The organism is Bradyrhizobium sp. B025 (assembly GCF_042257955.1).
Classification (GTDB): Bacteria; Pseudomonadota; Alphaproteobacteria; order Rhizobiales; family Xanthobacteraceae; genus Bradyrhizobium; species Bradyrhizobium diazoefficiens.
Genome location: NZ_CP170150.1, coordinates 6256584 through 6282612, shown reverse-complemented (window position 1 = coordinate 6282612; position 26029 = coordinate 6256584). Strand labels below are relative to the sequence as shown.

Annotated in this window: 19 protein-coding genes; 11 read left to right on the top strand and 8 right to left on the bottom strand. The window is 61.6% G+C overall.

Annotated elements, in window-relative coordinates:
- Positions 1-300: 300 nt before the first annotated feature.
- From ACE10W_RS29565 to ACE10W_RS29530, 8 genes are all read left to right on the top strand, one after another.
- Complete coding sequence (locus ACE10W_RS29565; RefSeq protein WP_011089068.1) at positions 301-1299, top strand: ABC transporter permease; 999 nt, start codon at positions 301-303, stop codon at positions 1297-1299.
- A gap of 38 nt (positions 1300-1337) precedes the next feature.
- On the top strand, positions 1338-2351 hold the full coding sequence (locus ACE10W_RS29560) for a sugar ABC transporter substrate-binding protein (protein WP_304564114.1): 1014 nt from the start codon (positions 1338-1340) through the stop codon (positions 2349-2351).
- A gap of 51 nt (positions 2352-2402) precedes the next feature.
- Positions 2403-4523 carry an ABC transporter permease gene (locus ACE10W_RS29555; protein ID WP_375762222.1) on the top strand — a complete coding sequence of 707 codons (2121 nt, stop codon included), beginning with the start codon at positions 2403-2405 and terminating at the stop codon, positions 4521-4523.
- Entirely contained in the window at positions 4520-5602 is a 1083-nt protein-coding gene (locus tag ACE10W_RS29550) for a strictosidine synthase (RefSeq protein ID WP_304564116.1), read from the top strand. Before ACE10W_RS29555 ends, ACE10W_RS29550 begins: the two co-directional genes overlap by 4 nt.
- Positions 5603-5606: 4 nt before the next feature.
- Positions 5607-7100: a sugar ABC transporter ATP-binding protein gene (locus tag ACE10W_RS29545; protein ID WP_304564117.1), complete on the top strand. Its 1494-nt coding sequence runs from the start codon at positions 5607-5609 to the stop codon at positions 7098-7100.
- Between the two features lie 116 nt (positions 7101-7216).
- Positions 7217-8080 (top strand): NAD(P)-dependent oxidoreductase, encoded by an 864-nt coding sequence (locus ACE10W_RS29540; protein ID WP_375762221.1) that lies wholly within the window; start codon positions 7217-7219, stop codon positions 8078-8080.
- A gap of 98 nt (positions 8081-8178) precedes the next feature.
- Entirely contained in the window at positions 8179-9660 is a 1482-nt protein-coding gene (locus ACE10W_RS29535; protein ID WP_011089062.1) for an aldehyde dehydrogenase, read from the top strand.
- 81 nt (positions 9661-9741) lie between these two features.
- Positions 9742-10821: an isocitrate/isopropylmalate dehydrogenase family protein gene (locus ACE10W_RS29530; protein WP_304564118.1), complete on the top strand. Its 1080-nt coding sequence runs from the start codon at positions 9742-9744 to the stop codon at positions 10819-10821.
- 10 nt (positions 10822-10831) lie between these two features.
- Here ACE10W_RS29530 and ACE10W_RS29525 read toward each other — a convergent pair whose 3' ends face one another.
- The 6 genes from ACE10W_RS29525 to ACE10W_RS29500 form a co-directional block, all read right to left on the bottom strand.
- A complete protein-coding gene (locus tag ACE10W_RS29525; RefSeq protein ID WP_038967682.1) occupies positions 10832-11728 on the bottom strand; it encodes a LysR family transcriptional regulator in 897 nt (298 codons plus the stop codon).
- Positions 11729-12548: 820 nt separating this feature from the next.
- Complete coding sequence (locus tag ACE10W_RS29520; RefSeq protein ID WP_011089058.1) at positions 12549-13154, bottom strand: DsrE family protein; 606 nt, start codon at positions 13152-13154, stop codon at positions 12549-12551.
- Positions 13155-13190: 36 nt separating this feature from the next.
- Positions 13191-13811 (bottom strand): hypothetical protein, encoded by a 621-nt coding sequence (locus ACE10W_RS29515; RefSeq protein WP_171463803.1) that lies wholly within the window; start codon positions 13809-13811, stop codon positions 13191-13193.
- On the bottom strand, positions 13808-14851 hold the full coding sequence (locus ACE10W_RS29510) for a TAXI family TRAP transporter solute-binding subunit (protein WP_110116914.1): 1044 nt from the start codon (positions 14849-14851) through the stop codon (positions 13808-13810). Before ACE10W_RS29510 ends, ACE10W_RS29515 begins: the two co-directional genes overlap by 4 nt.
- 93 nt (positions 14852-14944) lie before the next feature.
- On the bottom strand, positions 14945-17314 hold the full coding sequence (locus tag ACE10W_RS29505; RefSeq protein WP_110116913.1) for a hypothetical protein: 2370 nt from the start codon (positions 17312-17314) through the stop codon (positions 14945-14947).
- Positions 17315-17742: 428 nt separating this feature from the next.
- A complete protein-coding gene (locus ACE10W_RS29500; RefSeq protein ID WP_162603722.1) occupies positions 17743-17964 on the bottom strand; it encodes a hypothetical protein in 222 nt (73 codons plus the stop codon).
- A 321-nt stretch (positions 17965-18285) separates the two neighbouring features.
- Here ACE10W_RS29500 and ACE10W_RS29495 point away from each other — a divergent pair, with 321 nt between their 5' ends.
- Positions 18286-18666 carry a VanZ family protein gene (locus ACE10W_RS29495; RefSeq protein WP_110116912.1) on the top strand — a complete coding sequence of 127 codons (381 nt, stop codon included), beginning with the start codon at positions 18286-18288 and terminating at the stop codon, positions 18664-18666.
- A gap of 903 nt (positions 18667-19569) precedes the next feature.
- On the opposite strand, the gene galE is transcribed toward ACE10W_RS29495, so the two are convergent.
- Both galE and ACE10W_RS29485 read right to left on the bottom strand, forming a co-directional pair.
- On the bottom strand, positions 19570-20628 hold the full coding sequence (gene galE, locus ACE10W_RS29490) for a UDP-glucose 4-epimerase GalE (RefSeq protein WP_110116910.1): 1059 nt from the start codon (positions 20626-20628) through the stop codon (positions 19570-19572).
- A 532-nt stretch (positions 20629-21160) separates the two neighbouring features.
- Positions 21161-22543: a polysaccharide biosynthesis/export family protein gene (locus ACE10W_RS29485; protein ID WP_110116909.1), complete on the bottom strand. Its 1383-nt coding sequence runs from the start codon at positions 22541-22543 to the stop codon at positions 21161-21163.
- Between the two features lie 971 nt (positions 22544-23514).
- Between ACE10W_RS29485 and ACE10W_RS29480 the strand changes: the two genes are divergently transcribed.
- Together ACE10W_RS29480 and ACE10W_RS29475 are read left to right on the top strand one after the other, a co-directional pair.
- A complete protein-coding gene (locus tag ACE10W_RS29480) occupies positions 23515-24645 on the top strand; it encodes an NAD(P)-binding domain-containing protein (protein WP_304564119.1) in 1131 nt (376 codons plus the stop codon).
- A gap of 10 nt (positions 24646-24655) precedes the next feature.
- Positions 24656-25996, top strand: coding sequence for a carboxylate--amine ligase (locus tag ACE10W_RS29475; RefSeq protein ID WP_110116907.1), 1341 nt, complete (start codon positions 24656-24658; stop codon positions 25994-25996).
- Positions 25997-26029 lie beyond the last annotated feature (33 nt).

Here is a 26029-nt window from a genome sequence, read left to right as displayed (position 1 = left end):
GTAGGCGAAGCGCCGAGGCAATGCCGGCGAAGCGCAGTATTTCTGACGGGGGTGTCAGTTTTTCTCAACGGCCGAGATCTCGACGACACTGCCGGTGTGAGCGTCAAAATGCCGGAGGATCAGAAAAACGAAACAGGGGGTCAGAAAAAGCGCCTTGCATGAGGCAGGGAGACCTCGCTCATCTTGCCCACCAAGAAGAGCCTATTGCAGGCGGGGAAACAACGATGATCGCGAGCAGTCAATCCTGCGCGAGGGCTCGGCCCGGTCGCGCCTCCGAAGCCGGAAACGGTTGACCGGAACATGAGCCGCTCGGAGCATCTGGTGCGTGGAATTCCATCGTTCAGGCTGACGCAGGAGGAGGTCATCTTCTGCATCACGCTCGTCCTGATCGCGGCTTTCTCGATCTTCCTGCCCAGGTTTCTCACCGCCGGGAACATCCTCACGCTGCTGAACAACGTCGCGACGCTCGGCATCCTTGCGGTCGGCATGGCGCTGGTCGTCGTCGGGCGCGGCATCGACCTGACCATGATCGCGGTGATGGTGATCGGCGTTGCGTTCAGCATCTGGCTGTCGACCACCGGCCTGCCGTTTGGCTGGGCACTGGTGGTTGGCGGGCTGCTCGTCATCCTCGTCGGCGTCGGCACCGGAACGCTCGTCGCGGTGGCGGACGTGCCGCCGATCTTCGCGACTCTCGGCCTCGCATCGGTGGTCTACGGCGCGGGGCGAATCGTCTTCAAGTCGGACGTGGTCTATGCTCCGACGGGGCACGGCTGGTTCACATTCCTCGGAACAGGGACGATCGCCGGCGTTCCCGTCTCGGTCTGCGTGGCGGCGGTGCTGGCTGGACTCGTGGCCCTGTTCCTGCGGAAGACCCGCTTCGGGCGGTTCATCTACGCGACCGGCGACAATCCTTTCGCCGCGCGCACCATGGGATTGCCGGCCCGGCCGGTCATCATCTCGCAATATGCCGCCAGCGCCCTGATTGCGTTTCTGTCCGGCATCCTGATGTGCGCGGTGGTCTCCGGCATCAACACGCGCCTGTACAACTCGACGCTGATCTACGATGTGCTTCTCGTCGTTGTGCTTGGTGGCATTGGCCTTAGCGGTGGGCAGGGCGGTGTCCGCAATGTGATCGTGGGCACGATCCTTGTCGGCGTTCTCACCAACGGCATGACGATCCTCAACATCAGCTTCACGGCCCAGAACCTCATCAAGGGCGTGATCCTGCTTGGCGCTCTGGCGATCGATGCGCTGCTCAATCCGCGCGACGAACAGACCTCGCAGAGTGGCGATATCTAGGGCGAACGCCTCAAGCGATTACAAAACGGGAGGACATCATGGTTTCAGTTCTGCGAAGATTGTTGTTGACGGGCCTCGTGCTCGGGGGCCTTGCGTCCGCGACGCCGAGCATCGCCGCCGAGGTGCAGCAGGTCGGCAGAGAGGCATATCTGAAGGCCCTCAAGGGCAAGAAGGTGATCTTCGTTCCGATCTCCCAGGGCTTCGACCTCAACCAGGCCTGGGTGACGGTATGGCAGCGGCATGCTCAACGCTATGGCTTCACGCTCGAAGTGCGCGATCCCAACATGAATACAGAGGCGGGCATTCGCGCGCTGACCGGCGCGATCGCCGAGAAGCCCGATCTGCTGATCGTGCAGAATCCGGACGTGCAGACCTATGCGCGCCAATTGAAGCAGGCTCAGGAGGCCGGAATTCCGGTGCTTCAGGTCAACATGCAGTCGGCGACCCAGACGGATTCGTATGTGGGAAACGATTGGATCGAGATGGGCCGGCTCGAGATGGGCGAACTGGCCAAGGCCTGCGCCAAGGGCAAGGGCCCGTCCACCAAGGTCGTCTGGCTCGCCGGCGTGGAGACCGGCGCGGCCAACATCTACATGCGCCAGGGCATCAACGAGGTGCTGGCCGCCAATCCCGACCTTCAGCTCGTATCTGATCAGGCCGCCAATTACGACTCCGACAAGGCGCGCCAGATCACTGCGACGGTTCTCCAGCAGCATCCCGATCTCTGCGGCGTGATGGGCATCTGGGACAACGCCGAGGTAGGCGCCGGAGCAGCCGTGGCAGCCGCAGGCAAGACCGGGCAGGTCACGATCGTCACGAATGGCGCAGGAAGCCAGACCGGTTGCGACAGCATCAAGAAGGGGCTCCTGACCGTCGTCTACAACTTCCACGCCGACATCCAGGGCGAGATCGCGGCAGGCCAGATATCCGAGTTGCTGCAAGGCAACCGCAAGGCCGCCGCCGTCAAGGACGTGTTCTTCGGGCCGGTGACGCGGGTCGACAAGAACAATGCGACGGGCCGCAACTGCTGGACGCTCGACGAACTCAAGTAAGGGGCATGTGGCGCTACGGCCCCAGGCCGGCGCGCGCAGGGAATGGACGAGATGAGTTTATCGACCGATATCGTTCGCTGGCGGTACAAGCTCCTCCCCGATCACGTGATCGGGGAGGTCCTCACCAAGAAGTGGGTCGATAGCGCCATCCCGTTCCTGGCGCTGGCGCTGCTCGTGTTCGGCCTGGGACCGTTCGTTCCGCACTTCTTCGAATGGACCACGCTCGGAAACCTCGCGCGCCAGTTTGCGGAGTTTGGGCTGATCGTTCTCGGCCTCACGATCGTGATGATGTCGGGCGGAATCGATCTGTCCGTCGGCTCGGTTTTCGCACTATCCGTGCTGATGTCCCTGATCGGCATGAATGTCGAGGGATGGAGCGCTGGTACTGGTCTCATTGCCACACTGGTTGTCGGAGCCTCATGCGGTGCTCTGAACGGGCTGCTTGTCGGCTATGTCAGGATGCGGGCGTTCCTCACGACATTGGTCACCCTCATCATCTTCCGATCGTTGTTCGAGATCGTCTTTCCCGAGTTCTCGACGGCGATTGTGACCAACATGTCCGACTCCGCCGCGTTTGAATATCTCGGCACCGCGAATATCGGGCTGGCGCCGGTCTCCTTCCTGATCACGGCCGCCATCGCAATCGGCGTTCACGTGGTGCTCTCGCGCACACGGTATGGCTGGCATGTACTCGCCGTCGGTGGGGCGCGCCGTTCGGCGTACAATGCCGGCATCAATGTTCGCTGGACGATCTTCAGCGCCTATGTTTGCTGCAGCACCCTCGTTGCCCTGTCCGGATTCCTGTTCGCGAGCCGAATCGGGAGCGCTGCGTCGGACGTCGGGGCGGGACTCGAGCTGCAGGCGCTCACGGCCACTGTGCTGGGCGGCATCTCGCTTGGTGGTGGGCGGGGCACGGTCTCGAAGGCGATCATGGGGGCCGTTTTCGTGCTGCTCCTGTCGAACAGCTTCCTCGCGCTCGCGATCTCCGGCCCCGGGGCCGACCTCGTGCTGGGTCTGATCCTTGTCGCCGCCGTCTTCCTTGACGTGCGCTGGGTCAAGAACCGCCACAAGCTGCTGCGGAGCGTCTACATTTCCCCGGCCTATGCCCGCATGCCCGACCCCATCCCAACGGACCCGGGCGCCGGCGCCATGGCACCGAACGACAGGCTGCGCGACGTCGGCGTCATCGGCCTTGGCATTCTGGAGGGCGCCGAGGACGTCATCTTCGATCGCCACGACAACCTCTACACAGGCAACCGTCACGGTGACATCGTGCGCTGGCTTCCGCCCGATTATCAGCGCTGGGAGGTGCTGGCGCATATCGGCGGCTCGCCGCTGGGGATGGCGTTCGATCGCCAGGGACATCTCAACATCTGCGTCGCGGGAATGGGCCTCTATCAGGTCGAGATGAACGGCACGGTGCGCCGCCTGACCGCGGAGACGAACCGGAGCCTGCTGTCGATCATCGACGATTCCAACATGAAGCTCGCGGACGATCTCGACATCGCGCCCGATGGCACCATCTATTTCAGCGAGGCGACGACGCGGTTCGAGATGCACGACTGGTATTCGGACGCGCTCGAGAGTCGCGGCAACGGCCGTATCATCCGCTACGACCCGAAGACCAGAAGGACCCGAACCGTTCTGAAGAACCTCGTGTTTCCGAACGGCATCTGCATGTCCTACGATAACGAGTCCCTGCTCTTCGCGGAAAGCTGGGCTTGCCGGATCAGTCGGTACTATTTCGATGGACCGAAGAAGGGCGAGGTGGAGGTCGTCATTCCGAACCTTCCCGGTTACCCCGACAACATCAATCGCGCGTCCGACGGGTGCTACTGGCTGGCCTTGATGGGGATGCGTACACCGGCGCTCGACCTGTCGCTCGAGATGCCGGGCTTCCGAAAGAGGATGTCGCGGCGGTGCTCCGAAGATGCCTGGCTGATGCCGAATTTGAACACCGGTTGTGTTCTCAAGTTCAACGAGCGCGGCGAGATCCTCGAAAGCTATTGGGATCAGGGCGGTCAGAAGCATCCCATGATCACCTCGATGCGCGAGCACAAGGGCGTGCTTTATCTCTGCGGAATCTTCAACAACAGGATGGGGACATACCGGCTGGAGGGAGCCGACCCCGCGTTCTGCGGTGTGGACAGCTATTGGGGCCGCCGCTCGTGAAATGGATCGACAAAGTGCTGGGGCGCCGCGAAGGCGCGGTCACGGTGCCAGTGCTCGACGGCCCCTTCCTGCCGAACCAGAAGCTCGAGGCCGCGCCGGTCCTCTGCCAGGTCGATCAGGTCGACAACCTCGTGGCTCTCGGTGCCAACCTCTTTGCCTCGAGCGGCTCCGGGCTGCTCCGTCTGCCGCCGACCTCCTCCTCAGGTCCGGAGACAATGGCAAGGTTCGATGCCCCCATCTCGGCGATGGCTGGACTGGGGGATGCGCTGGCGATCGGGCTGGACCGCAAGGGACTCGTCGTACGGGGCGGTCGCTTCGACGGCAAGGTGGTTCAGCCCTCTGGTGACGTCCTGCATTGCCCGACCGCGATCGCGTGGCTGGACGAGTCGACGCTCGCCGTGTGCAACGGGTCGAAACATGTCGGTGCACTCGACTGGCGGCGTGCGCTGATGACGAAGGATCTTTCCGGCTCAGTCGTCGTCGTCGATCTCGTCAAGGACCGGGTTACGATCGCAGCGACCGGATTGGGGTGGCCATCCGGATTGGCGGCATCAGACGGACAGGTGTTCGTCTCCGAGTGTCTGCGTCACCGCGTCCTTGGGCTGGCGCTTCCGGCTGGAAAGCCCGTTGAGCTTGTCACCAGCCTGCCTGGCTATCCCGCACGCCTGACGCGCGCGGCTGCCGGTGGCATTTGGCTTTCCTTCTATTCCGTGCGCAACCAGCTCGTGGAGTTCATCCTGCGCGAGGATGAATACAGGACCCGTATGGTCAACGAGCTGCCGGAAGAGCACTGGGTGGCCCCGTCACTCTGTTCAGGACGCAGCTTCAAGGAGCCGATGCAGGGAAGCCAGCTGAAGCAGATGGGCATCCTGAAGCCCTATTCGGTCACGCGGTCTTATGGGCTGATAGCGTATTGCGACGCGAACATGACGCCCATCGGATCCTTCCACTCCCGTGCGGACGGCACGCGGCATGGTGTCGTGGCGGCCGCCGAATGCGCAGGTGCGCTCTACCTCGCCAGCCGCGGTTCGAACGCGGTCCTGGAAATCCGCGATCCGGCGACGGCCCTCTCGGAGTAATCGCATGCAGCCAATTCTGGAAATCCGCAACGGAACGAAGCTGTTTGGAAGGATCCCCGCCTTCCAGGAAGTCGATTTCGCCGTTTCGCCGGGAGAGGTTCACGCCATTCTCGGCGAGAACGGTGCCGGCAAGTCGACGCTGACGAAGGTTCTTGCCGGCGTCTACAAGCTCACGTCCGGAGAGATGCTCCTGAACGGGACGCCGGTGCATTTGTCGACGCCTGCCGAAGGCCTGAAGCAGGGTGTTGTCATGGTCTACCAGGAGACCAATCTCGTGCCGTCGATGACGGTGGCGCAGAACATCTACCTAGGCGAGGAGAAGGTGTTCAATAGGCTGCGGGGACTCTACATCCAGGCCCGACAATTCCTGGCTGGCATGGGATTCCAGGTCGATCCCACGGCACAGGTCTCGCAGCTCGGAGCGGCGCAAAAGCAGATGGTGGAGATCGCGCGCGCCGTTCATCACAAGGCGAAGGTGATCATCTTCGACGAACCGACGGCGACGCTCACGCCGGAGGAGAAGCGGCACTTCTTCAACCTGATCCGGCGTCTGGTGGCCGACAAGGTCGCGATCATCTTCATTTCGCACGCGCTTGAAGAGGCGCTGCAGCTGGCCGATCGCATTACAATTCTCCGGGACGGGCGGCTGGTCGCATCGGATGTCAAGGAGACGTTCACGCGCGATACGGTCATCCAGGCAATGGTCGGACGAAACCTGACCGAGACGTTGCATGGCGATCACGGCCGCCCGCCCAGGCCGTATGGCGAACGGGTGCTCAGCGTGGAGAATTTGTCTTCGGGCACGATGGTCCGCAACACGTCATTCTCTATCTTCGCAGGACAGGTGACGGGTGTCTTCGGGCTGGTCGGCGCCGGTCGCACCGAAATGATGAAGGTGGTCGCTGGCGTGTTGAAGCGGGACATCTTCCATGGTGGCGAGATCAAGTATCGCGGCAAATCGGTCCGCTACCGGGTTCCGCGGATGGCGGTCCGCGAGGGCATCGTCTACGTCACGGAAGACCGCAAGTTCGACGGTTTTTTCGAGACAATGACGGTGGCCGAGAACCTGCATCTGGGCGAGCTCTCGCGCTTCTCGAACCCGCTGTCCGTGATCTCGATGACACAGGCGAAGGAGCTGGCGCGACAATGGGCCGGGCGGCTTCAGCTTCGGTCGATCAATGAAAAGGCCAGGGTGATCGAACTCTCCGGCGGCAACCAGCAGAAGGTCGTCATCGCGCGGTCGCTCATCCAGAAGCCCAGGCTGATCATCTTCGACGAGCCGACCCGCGGTGTCGACGTCGGCGCCATCGTCGAGATCCACCAGTTCATCAATAGCCTGGCTGACGACGGTCTCGCCGTGGTCGTGATCTCCTCCTACCTGCCCGAGGTCCTGGCACTCTCGGACCGCATCCTGGTCGCAAAGCGGGGCAAGATCGTCGAAGAGATCAAGACAGCCGAGGCAACCGAGCAGCAGATCATGTACGCCGCCGTCCACTAGACCGCCTGCCACAGCATATGCCGGCTGTCCCAACACGATCATGTGGGGCACGACACCGGCGACCGGACATGCAAGAGATGAACGAGGTCACCGTGACGAGGGTCGGAATTATCGGCGTGGGCCTGATGGGCCACGGCATCGCGAAGAACGTCCTGGCGCGGGGCCGCTTCCCCCTGGCGTTTCTCGATCACCCGGGCAACCAGCCCGTCGACGATCTCGTCGGACTCGGTGCCACAGCCTGCAAGACTCCTGCTGACGTCGCGGAAGCATCGGACATCATCATCCTCTGCGTCACCGGTTCGCCCCAGGTCGAGGCGGTTCTCACCGGTGACGCGGGCGTCTTGTCCCGGCTGCGCAAGGGAACCATCATCGTCGATTGTTCGACCGCATTGCCGGAATCGACATTGCGGATGGCTGCTTCAGTCCGGGCCGCCGGCGGAGCCTTCCTCGATGCGCCCATGACCCGCACGGCAAAACACGCGGAGGAAGGGGCGCTGAACCTTCTGGTGGGCGGCGACGAAGCGGACTTTCAGAATGCCCGCGCGGTCCTCGCATCCTTCACCGAGGGCCTCGAAAGAGTTGGGCCGGTGAGCTTTGGTCATCGGCTCAAGCTGCTCCACAACTATGTCTCGATCGGGTTCATGGCGCTGCTCAGCGAAGCCGCCGCACAGGCGGCCGATGCGGGCGTCGATCCCGCGGTTTTCGTCGATGTCCTCGCCAAAGGAGGCGGGGCCGGCGCTGCGCTACAGCGTATGACGCCAGCCATCGTGACGGACGACGTCGGCACGGTCCCGTTCTTCATCGGCAATGCGTTGAAGGACATCGATTACTACCGGACCATGGCAAGCGCATCCGGCTCATCCAGGACGATCGCGGACGGCGTTGCCGGCGCGATCGCGGCAGTGGTCGAGAGCGGTCACGGCGAGGCGTACATACCGGAATTGGCGCGCTTCCTGCGGAAGCCGCACCCGGCCGCCTAGAGGCCCTGCCCGAGTCGAAGAATCACCGCTATGAAAGCGCGAAATCAGACAACGGCGAGGCATCCGTCCATCGCCTCTGTTGAGACAGGAGTACTCCAATGACGAAAGCTGAGATCCGATTTCCGCTCGACGGCCGAGCCCGAAAGATGTTCGTCGATGGCGCGTGGGTGGAAGCCCGCTCGGGCAAGGTCTTCGAGACGCGCAATCCTGCGACCGGCGAAGTGATCGGTCGTGTCCCGCGCGGCGAGGCGGCCGACATCAGCGTCGCGGTCGCTGCGGCCCGACGCGCTTTCGTAGGACCGTGGAGCCGTTTCAAGCCGTTCGAGCGGCAGGCGCTGCTCCTGCGTATCGCCGACCTGTTCGAGAAGCACTGGGAGGAGATCAGCCAATCCGATACGGCCGATATGGGAATGCCGATCGCCCGGACGCGCGCAAACAAGCTTCGCGTGATCGGCATGCTGCGATACTACGCCGGCATGGCGACCGCGCTCCATGGGCAGACGGTAGATAATTCGCTTCCTGGGGACATCGTCTCGTTCACCCGGAAGGAGCCCATCGGCGTGGTTGGCGCCATCATCCCGTGGAATGCGCCGACGGCCGCATCGGTCTGGAAGATCGGGCCCGCGCTCGCGACCGGCTGCACGATCGTGCTCAAGCCGTCGGAAGAGGCGCCGCTGACGCCGCTGCTGATCGCGGATCTGATGAACGAGGCCGGCGTGCCGCCCGGCGTCGTCAACGTGGTGACCGGAACCGGGGTGGAGGCCGGCGCACCGCTGGCCGAGCATCCCGATGTCGACAAGATCGTCTTCACCGGCTCCACCGCGACCGGCCAGGCGATCATCCGGGCTTCGGCCGGAAACCTCAAGCGGGTGTCTCTCGAGCTTGGCGGAAAGTCACCGGTCATCGTCTGCGCCGACGCTGATCTCGACAAGGCCGTGCCGATCGCCGCGATGGCCGCATTCGCCAATTCGGGTCAGATCTGCATCGCCGGCTCGCGCCTGTTCGTGGAGCGTAAAATCCATGATGAATTGGTCGAGCGGCTCGGGAAGTTCGCCTCGGCCCTGAAGATCGGCGATGGCGCGGATCCGACGACGGAGATCGGACCTCTCGTTTCCCAGCGACAGCTCGACAAGGTCGAGGGCTTCCTGCAAAGCGGGCGCGAGGAGGGCGCGAAGGTGGTGGCCGGCGGCCGGCGCGTGAGGGAGGGGAATCTTGCGAAGGGTAACTTCGTCGAGCCGACCGTGTTCGCCGGCGTCTCCGATGATATGCAGATCGCCCGTGACGAAATCTTCGGGCCGGTTATTTCCGCACTGCCGTTCGACACCCTCGACGAGGCAGTGGAAAGAGCCAATGCGACGCCGTACGGGCTCGCGGCAGGTGTCTTCACGCGCGACGTGAGCAAGGCCCACGTCATCTCTCGCAGCCTCCGCGCAGGGTCGGTGTGGGTGAACACCTACCACGCGCTGGATCCCGCAATGCCATTCGGCGGCTACAAGATGAGCGGATATGGCCGCGAGGGCGGCACCGAGCATCTCGACGAATATCTGCACACGAAGGGTGTCTGGATCAAGCTGGACTGACCTTGAGACGCATGCGATCGCATGCGTGCCTGCCGTGCGCAATCTGAGGCAACCACAGATGCAATTCACCGAGCGAGTATCATGAAAGACACTTACACAATTGCTGTCGTGCATGGCGACGGCATCGGCCCTGAAGTGGCGCGTGCGGCGGTCGCGGTGCTGCAGGCCGGCGTCCAGGCCGGCACGCTGCGGTTCGTGGACTATCCCGCGGGCGCCGATCATTTCCTGAAGACGGGGGACTCGTTCCCGGCAGCCTCGTTCGAGGGCTGCAGGACAGCCGACGCCATTCTGCACGGTGCGGCCGGCATTCCCGGCGTGGTCCATCCCGACGGGACCGAGGCCGGGCTCGACTTCACGTTGACGCTCCGCTTCAAGCTCGACCTTTTTGCCAATGTGCGGCCGATCAAACTCTACAAGGGCGTTCCGTCGCCCCTGGGGCGGCCGGGTCCGATCGATTACGTCATCGTCAGGGAGAACAGCGAAGGGCTCTATGCCGCGCGCGGCGCGGGTGCGCTACTGAGGGAAGAAGTGGCTGTCGATACCCTCGTCCAGACCCGGAAGGGCGTCGAGCGCATCGTACGGTTCGCGTTCGAACTGGCCAGAACGCGCAACGGCTCGCCGAAGGACGGACGGCGCCGCGTGACCTGCTGCGACAAGGCCAATGTGCTGCGGACCTACGCGTTCTTCCGTGCCGTGTTCGACGAGGTGGCGAAGGATTATCCCGACATCGAGGCCGAGCACGTCCTAGTTGACGCGATGACGGTTCATCTCGTCAACAAGCCCTCTCATTTCGACGTCATCGTTACCGAGAACATGTTCGGCGACATCATTTCCGATCTCGGTGCGGCGACGGTCGGCGGCATGGGCATGGCTCCATCGGAAGAGGTCGGTGACGGGATCGGTTTCTTCCAGGCCTCGCACGGCTCGGCGCCCGACATCGCGGGAAAGGGGCTCGCCAATCCCTATGGAACCATCCTGGCATCGATCCTGATGCTGAGGCGTCTGGATCAGCGCCATCGCGATAGCCGGCTGAAGCTTGGGGCCGACAGGATCGAAGCTGCGGTGTGCGCCGGGCTGGAGGACCCCGCATTGAGGACCCGCGACATCGGCGGCGTCGCGCCGACCAATCAGGTCGTGGATGCTCTGCTGAAACGGCTTTGATGCGCCGGGCTCAGCGGAGCTGGGCAAGGCTGGTTCGTATCAAGGTAATCAGCCGTTCGGTGTTGGGGCGGAGGATCGGCCCGCGCGCGGTGATCAGGCCGACCTGACGGAGCCCGACATGGTTGGAGATCGGCACCATGCGAAATTGCTGCACTCCGGCCTGCACCAGCGCGACCCGGGGCACGATTGCAATGCCGAGCCCGGACGCCGCAAGGGCCATTGCCGTCGTGGCCTGCTGGACCTCGAACGGGACATCGAGATGGATTCCGAGTGTCTCCAGCGTGTCATCGATCAATCCCCGGACGGCAGTCGATTTCGACAGCATGATCGTGGGCTTGTCGACGAGGTCGGCAAAGCAGACGCTCGATTGTCCCTCGTCGAAGACGGGCGGCACGCAAGCATAGAGCGGATCCTCGAGGATCGGCTCGAACTCGAAATCCTCCATGCCAGGAATCTGCGGACCAACTCCGAATTCGACATCCCGCCGTCGCAGCAGTTCAAGCATGGGCCCGGTCGGCAACTCCATGAGTTGCACCTGGGTGTTCGGATGACGGATCTTGAAAGTCGCCAGGATGTTCGGAAGCCAGCCGGTCGCAAGCGTCGGGACGCAGGCCATCTGAATGTGGCGGCTGCGCGACTGAGCTGCTTCCGTCAGCAAATCGAGCCCTGACTGGACCTCCTGCAGCGCACGCTTGGCCTGTTCGAACAGGATCCGGCCCTCGGGCGTCAGCAGGACCTTCTGCGGCGTTCTGCGAAAGAGCTGGACGCCGATCTGCTCCTCCAGCCCGCGGACCTGCATGCTCACCGCGGACGGAGACCGGTTCGATTCCTGTGCGGCTTTCCGGAAGCTTTCGTGCTCCGCCGCGAGCAGGAAGGTATGGAGGAGCTTGAGATTGATGTTCGACAACGGCTGCTACCTTGTTCGGCGTCTATGCGGCTTATCGCAGGAGGACGAGGGTTCCTCTCTTTGCCCGGAATGGGGCCACCCGCAATATCCAGTGCTGATTGGCAGGCACGCGCACGAAGAAATCTGCAGCCAAGTTGCGGTGCAGCAAGACCCCGGCCGGCCAGGCAAAAGCAGCGTTGTGAACGCGCGGCAGACGCCCATTTTCGGCCGGATAAGCTCCAGTCTGAGGCCGGCAAGCCATTGATTGCTCTCAACCCGTCGCAATCTCTTAATCAGCGGGTCCGAGGTTCGAGCCCTGGTGCGCCCACCAAATCGGCGGCTTAACGGGGGGAACCGTTTGAGCAGCTGATTTCTCGGACGGTCTTTTCCGATATCGGGCCCTGACGATGTGTAAGGCTACCCCGCGCTATAGCTTGAGGTCCTGCATCAAAGTGACTGCGCTGGCGGTGACGTGATCTTACCGCGCGGACGATCTCACCCGCCGGAGAGGGCGATCCGGACCTTGACGGACTGGAGCGAGAATCCCCGTTCTTCAATCGGTAAGAAGTCAGGTGATCTTCAAGTCCATACCGGAGACGCCATCCATCAATCCGACCGTGGATGGTCGGTTCGCGCATCAATCGCGACCACATAGTCTGCGTGAAGAGTAAGCGGAGCCTTCGATCCGTCGAGAACCACACGGAGACTCTTCGGATAGTATCCAACGCCAATCACTCTCCCGGTTTTTCCAGCCAAGCGAGGGCCCGCTGTGGGCTTTACCTGAATACGCGACCCCGATGGAAATTTGGGGTTGGTTTGGGCCGATCCTGACATGGTTGGCCTACGGTTTGACGTAGGTCCAGCCCATCTCCTGCAATTCCATCACGCGCACGACGCCCGACTTCACGACCTCCGCCTGCCGAACAATCGGTATGTCCTTGCTCTCGGCCTTCTGCATTTTCTCCTGGGTGTTGCCGCAGGCCTTGAACGAAACCTCGGGCGTGCTCAGGGCCATCTCCTCGATGCGCGTCTTTACCGGCGAGGTGTCTTCACGCAGCATGTGCAGGCCGGGCCCGAACGTGACGACCTCGATCTTCACCTTCTCGCCAGCGTCCTTGTAGTATTGCGCCACATTGGTCGCGTTGTTGAGCGCGAGATTCATCGCTGCGGGGTCGTTGGTATTCACCTGCAGGATCAAATGATGTTCTCTTTTCTTTGCTGCGGCCGAATCCTCCATGCGGGCAAACGCGGATTGCTTCCGCGTCGCCGTCGCCGTCGTCGGCTTCGCCACGTGTTGCCTCGCATGGCCCGCCTTGTGCGGGACGGGTTGCCCGTCCGCCGGCGTCCAGTACTTTCCGCCCTGCTCCGCGGCCGAAAACGATGCGGAAACCAGAACGGCGATCGCTGCCATCACGACCGATTTGGCGATATGTTGAAATCTGATCATTATCCGCCTCCATCGAAGAAAATCATATGCACACCATCAACGATTTGGTGTCGCGATCGCGCGCGGCCATTTGCACGCCGCGGCGATCTTCGCACGCGCCGCATCCAGCCCGGCGAGGGAGAACGTCCCGTCACGGGCAGCGCCGCCCCGTGGTGAGAGCAGGACAATAAGGTCCCCGCTGCCTGGAAGCGACTGCAGTAAGCGAACAACGTCCCCGGTGAACGCGATGCCGGGACCGAATGCCGGGACGGCTGCCGCAACCTGCACCGCCGGATTGTCATTGACGCGATAGGAAATTGCATCGTCACCGCCTCCGCGGGAGATGCCGGGTCCCGCGAGTGCCAGCTCCGTCCGGCCGCCGCGGCAGCGGATCGATAATTGCATCGCGGACTCGCCGGTCCCGGTGCGCGACGATGTCGTAGCGGTCGCGATCGGTGAATAGTCGATGGGGGAGGTTGTCTGGCTGACGATCCAGTCGTCTTCGGGCGTCGGGCGATTCTGAGGCGCGATGGTACGCGTCATTTTATTCAGACACGCCAGGCGCTCCGCGTGGTCCTTCTGAAGGCAGGAACGGAGCTGCGTCATGGGATCCTGGGCCAACGCAATGCCGCCTGTAGCTCCGAGCACAATAAGAAGAAGGACCGCGGCGCGTTTCATTGCGATGCTTGTGTTGCGCGGGGCTGGCGATCCAGCCACAGCTGCGCCGCAGGGACGCGCGTGAGACCCGGAACCGTCGCAGCAAGGTTGATGGATTTCCACTTCGGATCGAAGCCTGGCCCCTGCAATCTGTCGATCCGGGAGAACAGGTGATCGATGAAGCGCGCGACGCGCTCAGAGCGGTTCGAGTTGGCCGGCCAATTGAAGGCGACCAGAGCGGTCGGCACGGCGATCGTTGAAACCCGTTCGCCCGGCTTGATCAGATTGGGATAGTCGGTCCCATCGAGGGCGGCGGGAAGATAGTAGTCCTCGAACTTGCTCTCGTAGGGGAGGGGCAGGAACTTGAAACCTGGCTCCCAACGGCCCCGCACGAAAGCATCCACCGGCTTCGAAGTAATGAAGACGACGGCGGCCATCTCGCCCTTGCGCATCTGCTCGAGCGCGACCTGATGTGGAATGAACGTCTTCTCGACCTCGAGATTGAGGCGACTGAAGATCAGCGGCCCCGAATACGCCGCAGCGGTGCCCAGCGTATTGAAGTTGACTTTCTTGCCGGCGAGATCGTTCAAGGTTCGAATCTCGGGTCGAACGAAGATATGCAGCTCGGACGGAAATAGATTGAGGACATACGCAATTCGTCGCTGGATGTCCGGCACCTGGATCTTGTATTCCTCGAGCGCGTCGGAATTGATGATCGCCGCGTCGATGCCGCGCAAATAGAGCAGGGAATTGAGGTTCTCCGCAGCGCCACGAGTGACAACCGGCAGAACATGCAGGTTATCTCCATCGTCGACCACACGGGCGATCTCCGCCGCCAGGCGGATCGGCGCGCCCTCGAGGAGACCTCCGGCCAGGCCGATCGTCCAGGCGTTCATGGAGATCACCTGAGGCCTTGGCTGCGGCGGCTCGGGCCGTGCCAGACGAATCTTGTGAGGTCGAGTATCTTGCGGCCGCGCATCCGCCCAAGGTTGAATCGCCAGCAGCAATGGTGCGAACGACGCGAGCAGGAGCAGCCGACGCAATCCTGTAAGCCTTTTCATCGACCAACTCCTCTAAACATGCTGCATCCGTGTCGGCGCTTTCGATCCTTGATTGCGCGTGGCCGGTTTGGAAAATCGCCGCACAAGACCGTGTTATCGACGCAAGGCTTCGAAGCGCGCTTTCGCCTCCTTGATTCCGCCGGCTTCGGCCCGCGCATAGAGATCTCGCGCCCTGGTCGCGTCCCCGTGAGTTCCATACGTTCCAAGACTGGGTAGGATCAGCGGATCGTAGGTTTCAGCGAGTACGAAGATTGCCTGCGCACTGCCCATCCCGGCGACGTGCTCCAGCACGATCCGCGCTGCGCCGATGTCTCCCTGTTCGAGCAGCAAGCTCGCGCGCGCGATCAGCCTCGCGACTTGCACTGCTTCGTCAGGATTGACCCGGGCGTCGCCTGGGCTGCGCGCCACTATGGCCTGATCTTGGACTTGCTTATCCTGGGCTGGCTTCTCCTGGACCGGCTGATCCTGGATTTGTCGCGCCGGCGCTGCGAACGGCTCACGCATGGCCTTTCCGGTCGTCGCCGGCTGAGACGCGGGCGAGGGATGTTTCGCCACAAAGGCGCCGTTGTCGAGACGCGCCAATGCGATCTCCGTCTCCAGTCCTTCGGCCCGCTCGCGCTCACGCTGCAACAAGCCGCGCAGCTCGGCCGAGTCTCGCTCTCCGGCCTGCTTGATCCGTAGGACTTCCTCGCTCGCCTTGGACGCTCGCTCGGTCTGCGCGTCGAGATCGCGGCCTGCTTTCGCGATATCCCGGGCCAGCTGCTCGGCCCGCTCGCGCTCCCGTTGCAGCGATAGCCCCAAGGAGGCGACTTCGCTCGCTTCAGTCTGCTTGTGCTGTGCCGCTTCCTCGCTGGCTTTGGCCGCTTGAGCTTCGTATGCGTAGATCTTGCTGCGTGCCATCGAGAGATCCTGCGCCAGCGCATCGGCTCTCTCGTGCTCCTTCTGCATCGATCGTATCTGCTCCGCGGCGCCGGCTTTTGCGGCCTGCGTCAGCCTGACGACCTCGTCGCTCGCTTTTGCCGCCAGGGCGGTCTGCGCATCGATATCGCGTTGCGCGGCCTCAAGCGCCTGCTCCAGCCGGCCGGTCCGATCCCGCTCCTGTTGCATGAATTTCTGCAATTCCACCGCATCGCCCCCTGCTGCCGCTTTCAGCCGGGACGGGCCCTCGCTGGGTTTCGCCAACAGCGCGGTTTGCGCCTGATATGCATAAATGGCGCTTCGCGTCAGGGAGAGATCTTGCGCAAGCGTGTCGGCCCTTTCGCGCTCCTTCTGCATCGATCGCCTCAAGTCTGCGGCGCTGGCCTCCGCCGCCCGACTTCGCTGCGACATTTCCTCTTTTGCCTCGTTTGCCTTTGCCACCAACGCAGTTTGGGACTCGACGTTTTGCCGCGCCGCTGTGAGATCCTGCTCCAACCGCGCTGTCCGCTGGCTCTCCTGTTGTAGGGCCTTCTGCAGCTCCACGGCTTGGCTCTCTCCTGCCTGTTTCAGCCGGGACGTTTCCTCACCTGCTTTCGTCGCCAGCGCAGTCTGGGTTTCGGCGTCGTGCCGCGCGGCTGCGAGATCCCGCTCCAACCGCGCTGTCCGCTGGCTCTCCTGTTGTAGGGCCTTCTGCAGCTCCACGGCTTGGCTCTCTCCTGCCTGTTTCAGCCGGGACGTTTCCTCACCTGCTTTCGTCGCCAGCGCAGTCTGGGTTTCGGCATCGTGCCGCGCGGCTGCGAGATCCTGCTCCAGCCGCGCTGTTCGCTCGCTCTCCTGTTGCAGGGCCTTCTGCAGCTCCACGGCTTGGCTCTCTCCCGCCTGTTTCAGCCGGGACGTTTCCTCACCCGCTTTCGTCGCCAGCGCAGTCTGCGTTTCGACATTGCGCAGCGCGGCTGCGAGATCCTGCTCCAGCCGTACCGACCGCTCACGCTCCTCCTGCAGCGATGCCTGCAACTCAGCCGGGCCACTCTCGCCCGCTCGATTCGGGCGGGAAGCTTCCTTCAGGCGGGAAGCCTCCTCGACGGCCTTCGCCACCACCGCCTTTTGCGTTTCGACCTCGCGCCGCGCAGCGTCAAGATCCTGCGCGAGCCACTCGGCCCGATCGCGCTCCTGCTCGAAATGTTGCAGCAACGTGATGTCGCGCCTTGCAAGGGCAAGTTCGCAAGACAGTGACTCTGCCCAATCGCGTTGCTGCTCCGGAGATGGCTGCAGGGCTCCTGTGTGGCTGGTCGTCGCTTGCGCAATCTGTATCGAGTTGTCCCTTCCTGAGCGCGGCGGCCAGGTCTCGAACTCGTCAGAACCGCGATCGCGGGCAGTCGTCGCCTGCTGCGCGTCTGCGAGGTGCCGCGCCTGACGCGGGGAAGCGTCCGTTTCCGAGGCCCATGTCATAGCGAGCATGACCGCTGCCATACACAGGGGTGCACGTTCTCGCCGCGTAAGGGAGATCTTCACCACTTTCTCGTTGAACATGACCGTGCGACTCATCTGCAATCACCTGTCGCGTGGTGGTACGATTTCCCCCTGATGCATCATTATGCCCAGCATCTTTACGCGAATCATATAGCTCGGATGGAGGACCCTCCCCACCACTTTCGGGTTAGGCCGCAGATTGTGTCCGATCATCGAAGCTGTGAACTGCTCGAAGGTCTCTCCCGTGCATCTGTGTTTCGCGAATGGAACTGATCGCCAACTAACGGTGGCGGGCCCGCCGTTTTCGCCAATGACCGGCGCCGGTGAGCTCGAGCCTGGGGCCGCCCATTCCGGGCCTGCCTTCAGGGTGCACCAAGAACAAGAACCGCAAGCGCGCTTCTATCGCGCCCGGATAGGGGCGCGGAGCAAGCACTACAGGTTGATACTGCCTTCGGCCGAACCAAACGGGTCGACAATCTTACGTGCAACCACAATCAACCGCGCTAGAAATCTCGTTTTTGCTGCTTGAAGAACGGCAGCAGCTTCTCGAAAATCTCATCCCGATGGCGGTCGATTTCGCGGTTGAGTGCGTCACTAAAGCCAGGCGCATGGGTATGGATTGTTTCCCGGTCTGCCGAGACTTTCGTCGGCGTTCCGCCAAGGTTTACCCAGCCGCTCAGGGCTTTGCCGTCCCATTCAATGGTCTGCGTGCGACTAATCGACAAGCTGGCCTCCGAGTAGCGTCTTCCTGGGTCGCCATTGCATTGTCCTCGCCCCTGAGGAAAGCAACTATTGTTGCCAAAAAGGAGCCCTTCAGAACAACTGCCATGGATGGGTACTCCCTATGCACGGCAGCCTGTGTCAAGCGCTATTTGAAATTGTGCGTCGAGCGTCCAATGATGTTTTGCACGCGGCGTACGAAGAATATTCGCTGAAGCGTCATGAGTATTGATGCTGCCGTTTGCGGTGGGTGGAGGGAACATGCTCTTGATATCGAGTCTCGGAAATGAAAGGCCCCGGCTGGGGCTACCAATCGAGGCGCTTTAATGGTTCGTACTGCTCTTCTTCGGCTTGTCGCGTGGCTGCTCACGGCCATCGTCACTTTCGTAACGCTCGGACCTGAGGACGTTCGGCCTCACCCTGTTCTCGGGCAGCGAGGCGATCACGCGCTCGCCTTTCTTCTGATCGGGATTCTCTTTGCCCTAGCCTATCCGCAGCGGCGCTGGACTGTTTCAGCGGTCGCCGTTGCCCTGATCGGCCTGCTTGAGATTATGCAACTATGGGCGCCGGGACGGCACGCGAGGTTTGAGGATTTTGTAGTCGATGCGCTCTCGGCCTGCGCTGGCTTCGCACTGTCCGCCGCGGCCGGCCGGATGATGGCGCAAGTTGGCGAAGATCCCGACCCGTTGACACGCGAACGTCCTTAATGAGCAGACTGATCTGCCTCAACCAAAGCTTCTTGCGCGTCACATACCACGCGCGGAATCTTTAAAGCACGGTGAGCAGCCACGACGGTCAGGCGGTGTTACGGGTGTTTCCTGCCGCCTTCGCCGAGAAGATAGTTCACCATGGAAGCGACGTCCTCGACCTCCGGCAGGCGGCGCGACGCGCTAACGCCGGCGATGCGCGGTGGCCGTCGCAGTGCAGGATGATGAAGCCCGCGCGATGGCCCTGTGACGCCGAGTCTACCGACTTCGTGGGCTAGGGCGAGTTATTCGCAGGTGAGGGATTGATCATCGGAAGCAGGGCATTCGGGCTGCTCCTGGACGATTTCTGCAGGACGTCCGCGAACTACCTATGCGGCCGGCTTCGACCCACGAGGTCAGCGCGATGGCGTGCAGTTTGGCCGATGCGCATCCGTGGGATCGCGCCGCGTAGTTGGCAGTCGAACCGCAATACAAATTGTCTGTGGAGCTGACCGAGGCGAACGCGCAACGCTCAATCGAGCTCAGTGCATTGGCGCGCGGATACTCCGCCGCCGCCTGGATCGGTGCTGCGGCTCGTCGAATTTGAGCTCGGCAACCAGTCGCCAAAGCTGAACCTCGTGACCATCCGCCAACCGCCCGGCCCGCTTGGTTGCGGACGCGTCGTCAGGGCAGTGAAGGTTGACCACGCTTCCCAATTGGCCGTGTTCGTCCAGAACGTACGCACGATAGTGTGGCATCGCAAATCCCCAGGCGCGACTGCATCTTACCTGCAGGCTCGATCTGGGGTGAGGGTCATTACGAGCTACCTCTGATGGGGGCATGCGTGCTGCCGCGGCTCGCCCCGAACTCCACTCACGCGGTCAGCCCCTCCGGTGCGCGTTCCAACACCTCGGACGCGCAGGCTCACGCATGACGACGGAGATGCCTGGACCGCTCCCGGACCTTCGGAAGCTCACAGCCCTGATAGCCGTTGGGGTTCTGCAATTGCCAACGCCAATGGTCCGCACACATTTGCTCCAACGACCGCGTCGATGCCCAGCCCAACACGTCCTTCGCAAGCGTCGGGTCGGCATAGCAGGCGGCGACATCACCGGCCCGGCGTTCCCCGATTTCATAGGGGATTGATCGCCCGCTCACCGATTCAAACGTACGGACGATGTCCAGAACGCTGCTGCCGTTGCCCGTTCCAAGATTGACCGTGATCAGGCCGAGTTGCCTGAGATGGCGCAGGGCACTCAAATGCCCGGATGCGAGATCGACCACGTGAATGAAGTCGCGGATTCCGGTGCCATCAGGCGTATCATAGTCGTTTCCCCAGATCCGCAGCTTCTCCCGCCGTCCAATCGCCACCTGCGCCACAAACGGCAACAGGTTGCTGGGAACGCCGAGCGGGTCTTCCCCGACGAGCCCGCTTTCGTGCGCGCCAACCGGATTGAAGTAGCGCAGATTGCCGATCCGCCAACCGTCGTCGGACCTGCACAGATCCTTCAGCATCTCTTCGATGACGAGCTTTGTGCGGCCGTACGGATTGGTCGGACCGAGAGAATGTTTCTCGTCGAGCGGCAGGTATTTAGGTATCCCGTAGACGGTCGCGGACGAGCTGAAGACGAGCGTCTTTACATTCGCCCTCTTCATGGCCGACACCAGCCGCATCGTGCCCAGGACGTTGTTCTCGTAGTACATCATGGGCCGTAGGTTGGAGTCGCCCACCGCCTTCAACCCTGCAAGGTGAATGACAGCAGTCACTCCGCAGGCACGCAGCGTGTCGCAGATCACCCCTTCATTCCGGATGTCTGCGTGCCGGAAGACGAGCGATCGCCCGCAGATGGATTGGACCCGCTCAAGCGAGGCCTTGTTGCTGTTGGAGAGGTTATCGACGACGGCGACGTCGAACCCGGCGTCTAGCAACGCGATACAAACGTGGGACCCGATGTAGCCGGCACCTCCTGTTACCAAGATCATCTTGGATACCTTCCACTTTCGCTCAACGAGGCTCTGTGCAATGCGACATCACATTACTTGCAAGTTGCGCCCGTGAGGCGTGGAGATTTTGGACTTTATGAGCTACCTCTGATGGACAGCATCGCGCGCGGCGCCACCCGCCGGGGGGCGGGCCATCGAGCGCTCACGATTGTCGTGTCATCCATTGCCACGCGTCGCGGATCTGAACCTCCAGGTCAGATCGCTCCGGCTTCCAGCCGGGCAGGTTCGTGCCTTTTCGTGAGTGCCGATCAGGACCGCGGGATCGCCAGCCCGTCTCGGCACAAGCGCGACGCGGATTGATTCGCCCGTAACGCGTTCAGCCGTCGCCACGACTTGAAGTACCGATTAGCCCCGCTCATTGGCCTAATTGACCGTGCAAGTGGCCCCGCCGTCGATGAGATACTACGAGCGCCTCCGGCTAACAGAATCATTTCGCTGGACACCTTCCGTGTGCGCAACGATATACGGGAAGACTCCGCAGCTTCCCGTTCCCGAATTACGTCGGCGCTCATCATCTCTGTCCGACGTGCACCGAATCGCCGGCGGCCGAATCGGTCCGGCTCGTTCCTGATGGAATATTTGAACTGCCTAGCATGCGAGGAGAGACGACAGGACCATCCTGGTAGTGGAGGCTGACCTCGACAGCGTCACCCGGCTGCAGCTCGGTATCTTCGCTTGCGGTGATCCGTTCCTGCCCCTTATCGCCCTTCCTGATGACGGAAATCTCTACGTGGTTGCCAGCGCCTTGCACAAGTTGTGATCGAACCATTGTGGTGTACTGAAGCTTCTCGCCGACGCTCTGCAGCTTTTCGCGAATTTGATTGAGCCTTACGCTGGTCTCTTGCAGCTCACGGAGCAGGTCGAGCCTCCGCTGGTCATCCAGCTTTGCCAGCTTTCTGACGAACTCGTCCTGCTGCTTCTTGACCTGCAGCAGTTGCGCAGAGGTTTGCAGCTTCCGGGTTGATGACAGCAGCACCGCGCGACGCGCATCCGTAACGCGAGGGCTGATCAGGGATCCCTTGCCGAAGAGCTCGGTCGCTTTCTGCAGCTCTTCAAGATCCCCCTGAAGTCCCTCTTCGTCCTTCTTCTGCTGCTCTGACAGCACGCGGACCTCGTCGTCTCCCTGTCGAATACCGCTCTGAAGGAACGTTTTTTCCTGCTGATAATCACTCTGCTTGGTCTTCAGATATTCCTTTTCGGAATTCACGATTTCCGAAATCGCCGATCGAGCTAAGGGCGGGTCCATCAGAGCGCCGGGACTGATCTGGGCTCCCTCTCCAAGTTCAGTCTTGATGCGCCACATGCGCGCCTGCTCTTTGGCCAGTTCCGTCCAAAGCGAACCATACTCGCTTCTCAGGTCTGCTGACTCGAGATATGGGTTGTTCATTCTGATGCGCATGATGTCGTAGCCGCCTGCCACGGCGACCAGCTGACGTGCGGTGATAGACGGACGATAGGGGTACTCGCCCGGCTTCGATACGTCCCCATTTACGTATATGGGTCTGTATTCCGCGATGACCGTTGTGATCTCGTTTGCGTCGATCACGACGACCGTCTCACGTCCATCGGACGCCCTCTGTCGAAATACCTTGCTCGCCAGTGCAGCCCCGATTTTGGCTCGGATCTGCGGTAAGGGCAGGCCGGCCACTGGAAGCGTTCCGACCAGTGGTAACGAAACGTTCCCGTCCATTTGGACGGCAGCACGATGCCGCAGCTCCGGCACGCCCGCCACCGCAACCTCCAGCACATCTCCGATGTCTACCAGATATTCGGCCTTTGCTTGAGTAACGGAGATTGTCAGGCCAATAGCCACCAAGATCCATTTGATGCAACGACCCAGGTCGCTGCCAGAGACGTCGACATGGAAGCTATTGCGCAGTCTGGAGTTCGGCATGGCGTCATTCCCTGTACGAACGGTGGTCACCGAAGTGAAAGTCTTTCAAGTTGTTCGCGGAAGGCAGCACGTCGACAACCGTCCGAGTGACCGTCCAGACAAGCGATCCGCAAAACGACGTTCTGTTCTCTCATTGACGCCAAACCGATCGGCGCCTTCGTCCGCTCTGTTCGAGTGATTGGTCCTCTATTGATATTGATCATTCCCATCGAGCCCATTGGGTCGGGCGCTTCGATGGCTGCCCGAATCTAATCCCGCGTCGTAGCGGCTCAATCGACCATCGTAGTTACCCACTTGTTGCCCTTCCCATCCAGTTATTGCCAATTTCCTTCCAGTGACCCGGATTGTACGGATTCAGGCCAAGTGGCGAGTGATCGGGTGCCTGACTGCTATGAGTTGTGCGTCCTTCACCAATTTTCCGACGTTTGCCAGGCTTCCGGTACATTCGGTCGATGGCGGCAGGGCGATTGCATGAGCCGTGGGAAGGGGTAGATCGGCTGCTCTATTGATACTGGTGGCAGACCGTCGAGCCGAGATGGTGTCGCTTGAATTGTCAGTCGCCGATCTCATGGCAGTAGACTCTGACTGCGCAGGGCATCGCCCGGGCATTGGCGTGCCCGGAGAAAGTGATCTCTCGCGGCGGCGTCGGGCTGATGCGAGCGCGAAGCAGGGAGCCAACGGGGTAATCCGTAAGGGTCTGCAGCTCAGACCAATTTTACCATGGAACACGGGCCTGCGTGTGGGACGATGGCATCGTAGCTTCCGCACACGGTTTGGGCGGTCGCTGCGCGTTTGTCCTATGCGCCAGGGATTGCGATTGGGGGCGACAATGGCTAGTCCGTCGGACCTGCCGGTAGCGATCGTTGGGGCAGGGCCTTATGGCCTCTCCGTCGCGGCGCATTTGCGCTCCTGTGGTGTGCCGTTTCGGATCTTCGGTACGCCGATGCGTCGGTGGCGAGAGCAAATGCCGCTTGTTTCTGAAATCTGAAGAGCACGCCTCGAGCCTTGCCGATCCGTCCGGGCACTACACTCTACGGCAGTTCTGCGCAGCGGAAGGATTGTCCCACGCGCCGGCTCCCATTCCGCTCGACACGTTCACCAGATACGCATTGTCATTTCAGCAGCGTTTCGTTCCCGTGGTGGAAGACGTATTGGTGACGGCGCTCGACAGAAGACCAGACGGGTTTGACTTGAGGCTGGCGGACGGGCAAAGAATCAGGGCGAAAAGTGTTGTTATCGCGACCGGCTTGTCCCACGCCGAGTATATTCCGCAGGAGCTGGCGCAGTTGCCCGGAGAGTTGCGGTCACACAGCAGTGTCCATCGCGACCTGAGCCACTTTAAAGGTCGCGATGTCATTATCATCGGCGCTGGACAGTCGGCTCTCGAGACTGCAGCTCTGTTGAACGAGTCCCAGGCAAAGGTCATCCTGCTCGTGCGCGCGCCCTCGATTAGCTGGAATGGGATTCCCTCGCCTGATCCGCGATCGCTCTGGCAACGAACGCGGCGGCCAGATTCGACACTGGGAGCCGGGCTTCGAACGTGGTTCTGCGCAAATGCCCCGTTCCTGTTTTACTACCTACCTCAAAGGGAGCGTCTCGACATGGTACGGGGCAGCAGGCGCCGCGAAGCGGTGCTGGGTCCCGCGGGCGCGTGGTGGCTTCGGGAGCGGGTCCTCGGCCGTTTCCCGATCCCGATCCTGTTGGGCCAATCCGTGTTAGGCGCGACGATGAGAGGCGGGAGGGCAGTCCTCCACGTCAGTGGACAGGATGGAAGATCACGCGATATTGCCGCCGACCATGTCATCGCTGCAACCGGCTACCGATTTGTAGCCCATTCGCTGCCGTTCATCGATGCAACATTGTTGCGCGATCTCCGTTGCGTCGAGCAGGTCCCACTACTGTCTACCAGCTTCGAGTCTTCAATCCCGGGTCTCTATTTCACCGGGATCGCGAGCGCCTACAACTTTGGGCCGGTGATGCGCTTCCTGTGTGGATGTCAGTACACGGCCGAGCGCATCTGCCGCAGTATTGGCGAAAGGCAAGCGCCATCCCGTTCGACTTTGGCGGCGCTGGTTTCCGAGCACAACCCGAACAGCTCATAAGACATCGCCCATGACCGCTCCCACCCCCGTGCTTATCCTGAAGACCGGGAGCTATGCTATTCACCACGGGCAGCTTGGCATCATCCGGAGCCTGGGAAGGCTAGGTATACCCGTATACACGGTTGCAGAGGATCACCTGACCCCAGCGGGGTTTTCAAGATACTTGGCAGGCAGTTTTGTCTGGCATGCGGGTAATTTACCAAGACCGCAGCTGCTTGAAGCTTTGGTCAGCATTGGCAGAAAGCTCAACAAGCCCACCATTCTCATTCCCACCGATGATCTGGCTGCCATCTTGGTCGCCGAAGAGTCGGCAACGCTGCGGCAGTGGTTCGTATTTCCCCATATATCGATCGGCACGCCGCGTAGACTTGCGAACAAGCAGATGCTGCACGCGCTCTGCTGTCAAATAAACGTGCCCTGTCCGAACACGCAGTGCCCCACATCGATCTCAGATGTGCACGAATTTGCAGCATCCGCGAGATTCCCGATTGTTGTCAAACCGGTAGCGGGATGGCTCCATCCGAAGCTGAGGGTGTCAATTGTCCACTCGGAGCAGGAGCTTGTCGATGTCTGGCATCGGGTGGGCAGCTCCCAGAATCCGAACCTCCTGCTTCAAGAATACATTCCTCCTGGAGCCGACTGGTTCTTCCACGGCTACTGCAATGGCGCGTCGGATTGCTTGGCGGGCTTCACGGGAATTAAACTGCGATCCCATCCGCCCTACGCCGGAATGACTACATTGGGCAGATCCATAACCAATGACATTCTGCTCCATCACGCCCAGACTTTGCTCAAGGCTATATCCTATGCGGGCATCATGGATTTGGACTTTCGCTTCGACGAGCGAGATCAAAAGTACAAGCTTCTGGACTTCAATCCGCGCATCGGAGCCCAGTTTCGCGTGTTCGTGGACGACAATGGCCTGGACGTCGCGAGAGCACTGTACCGTGACCTTACCGGACAGACCGTGCGACGCTCGAAACAGGTCGACGGACGCGTTTTCGTCTTGGAACCGGAGGATCTCCGTGCGAGCGTGAACTATGCCAGGCGAAGCGAGCTGTCGGCCCGTGCCTGGTTGCAATCATTCAAAGGTCGCAAGGAGTTCGCCTGGTTCAGCTGGGATGACCCTCTGCCTTTCCTGATGGTGTGGCCCCGTATTGCGATCCAGGGCATCCGCAAAATACTCCGGATTGGACCGTTCAAGTCCAACGCCGCTCGTCAGTCGACTAGCGCGGGTCAAGCGTCCAAACCGGATCAGGCGATGCCGATTACGGGATACGGTGCGCGGTCCCGCTTGACGTCGATCATGGGTCCACTATGGCAGTCTCTGACACGGCCGTGGTCGGATTGACGGATGCCGCGCACTTGCTCCGCTCCCAATGGC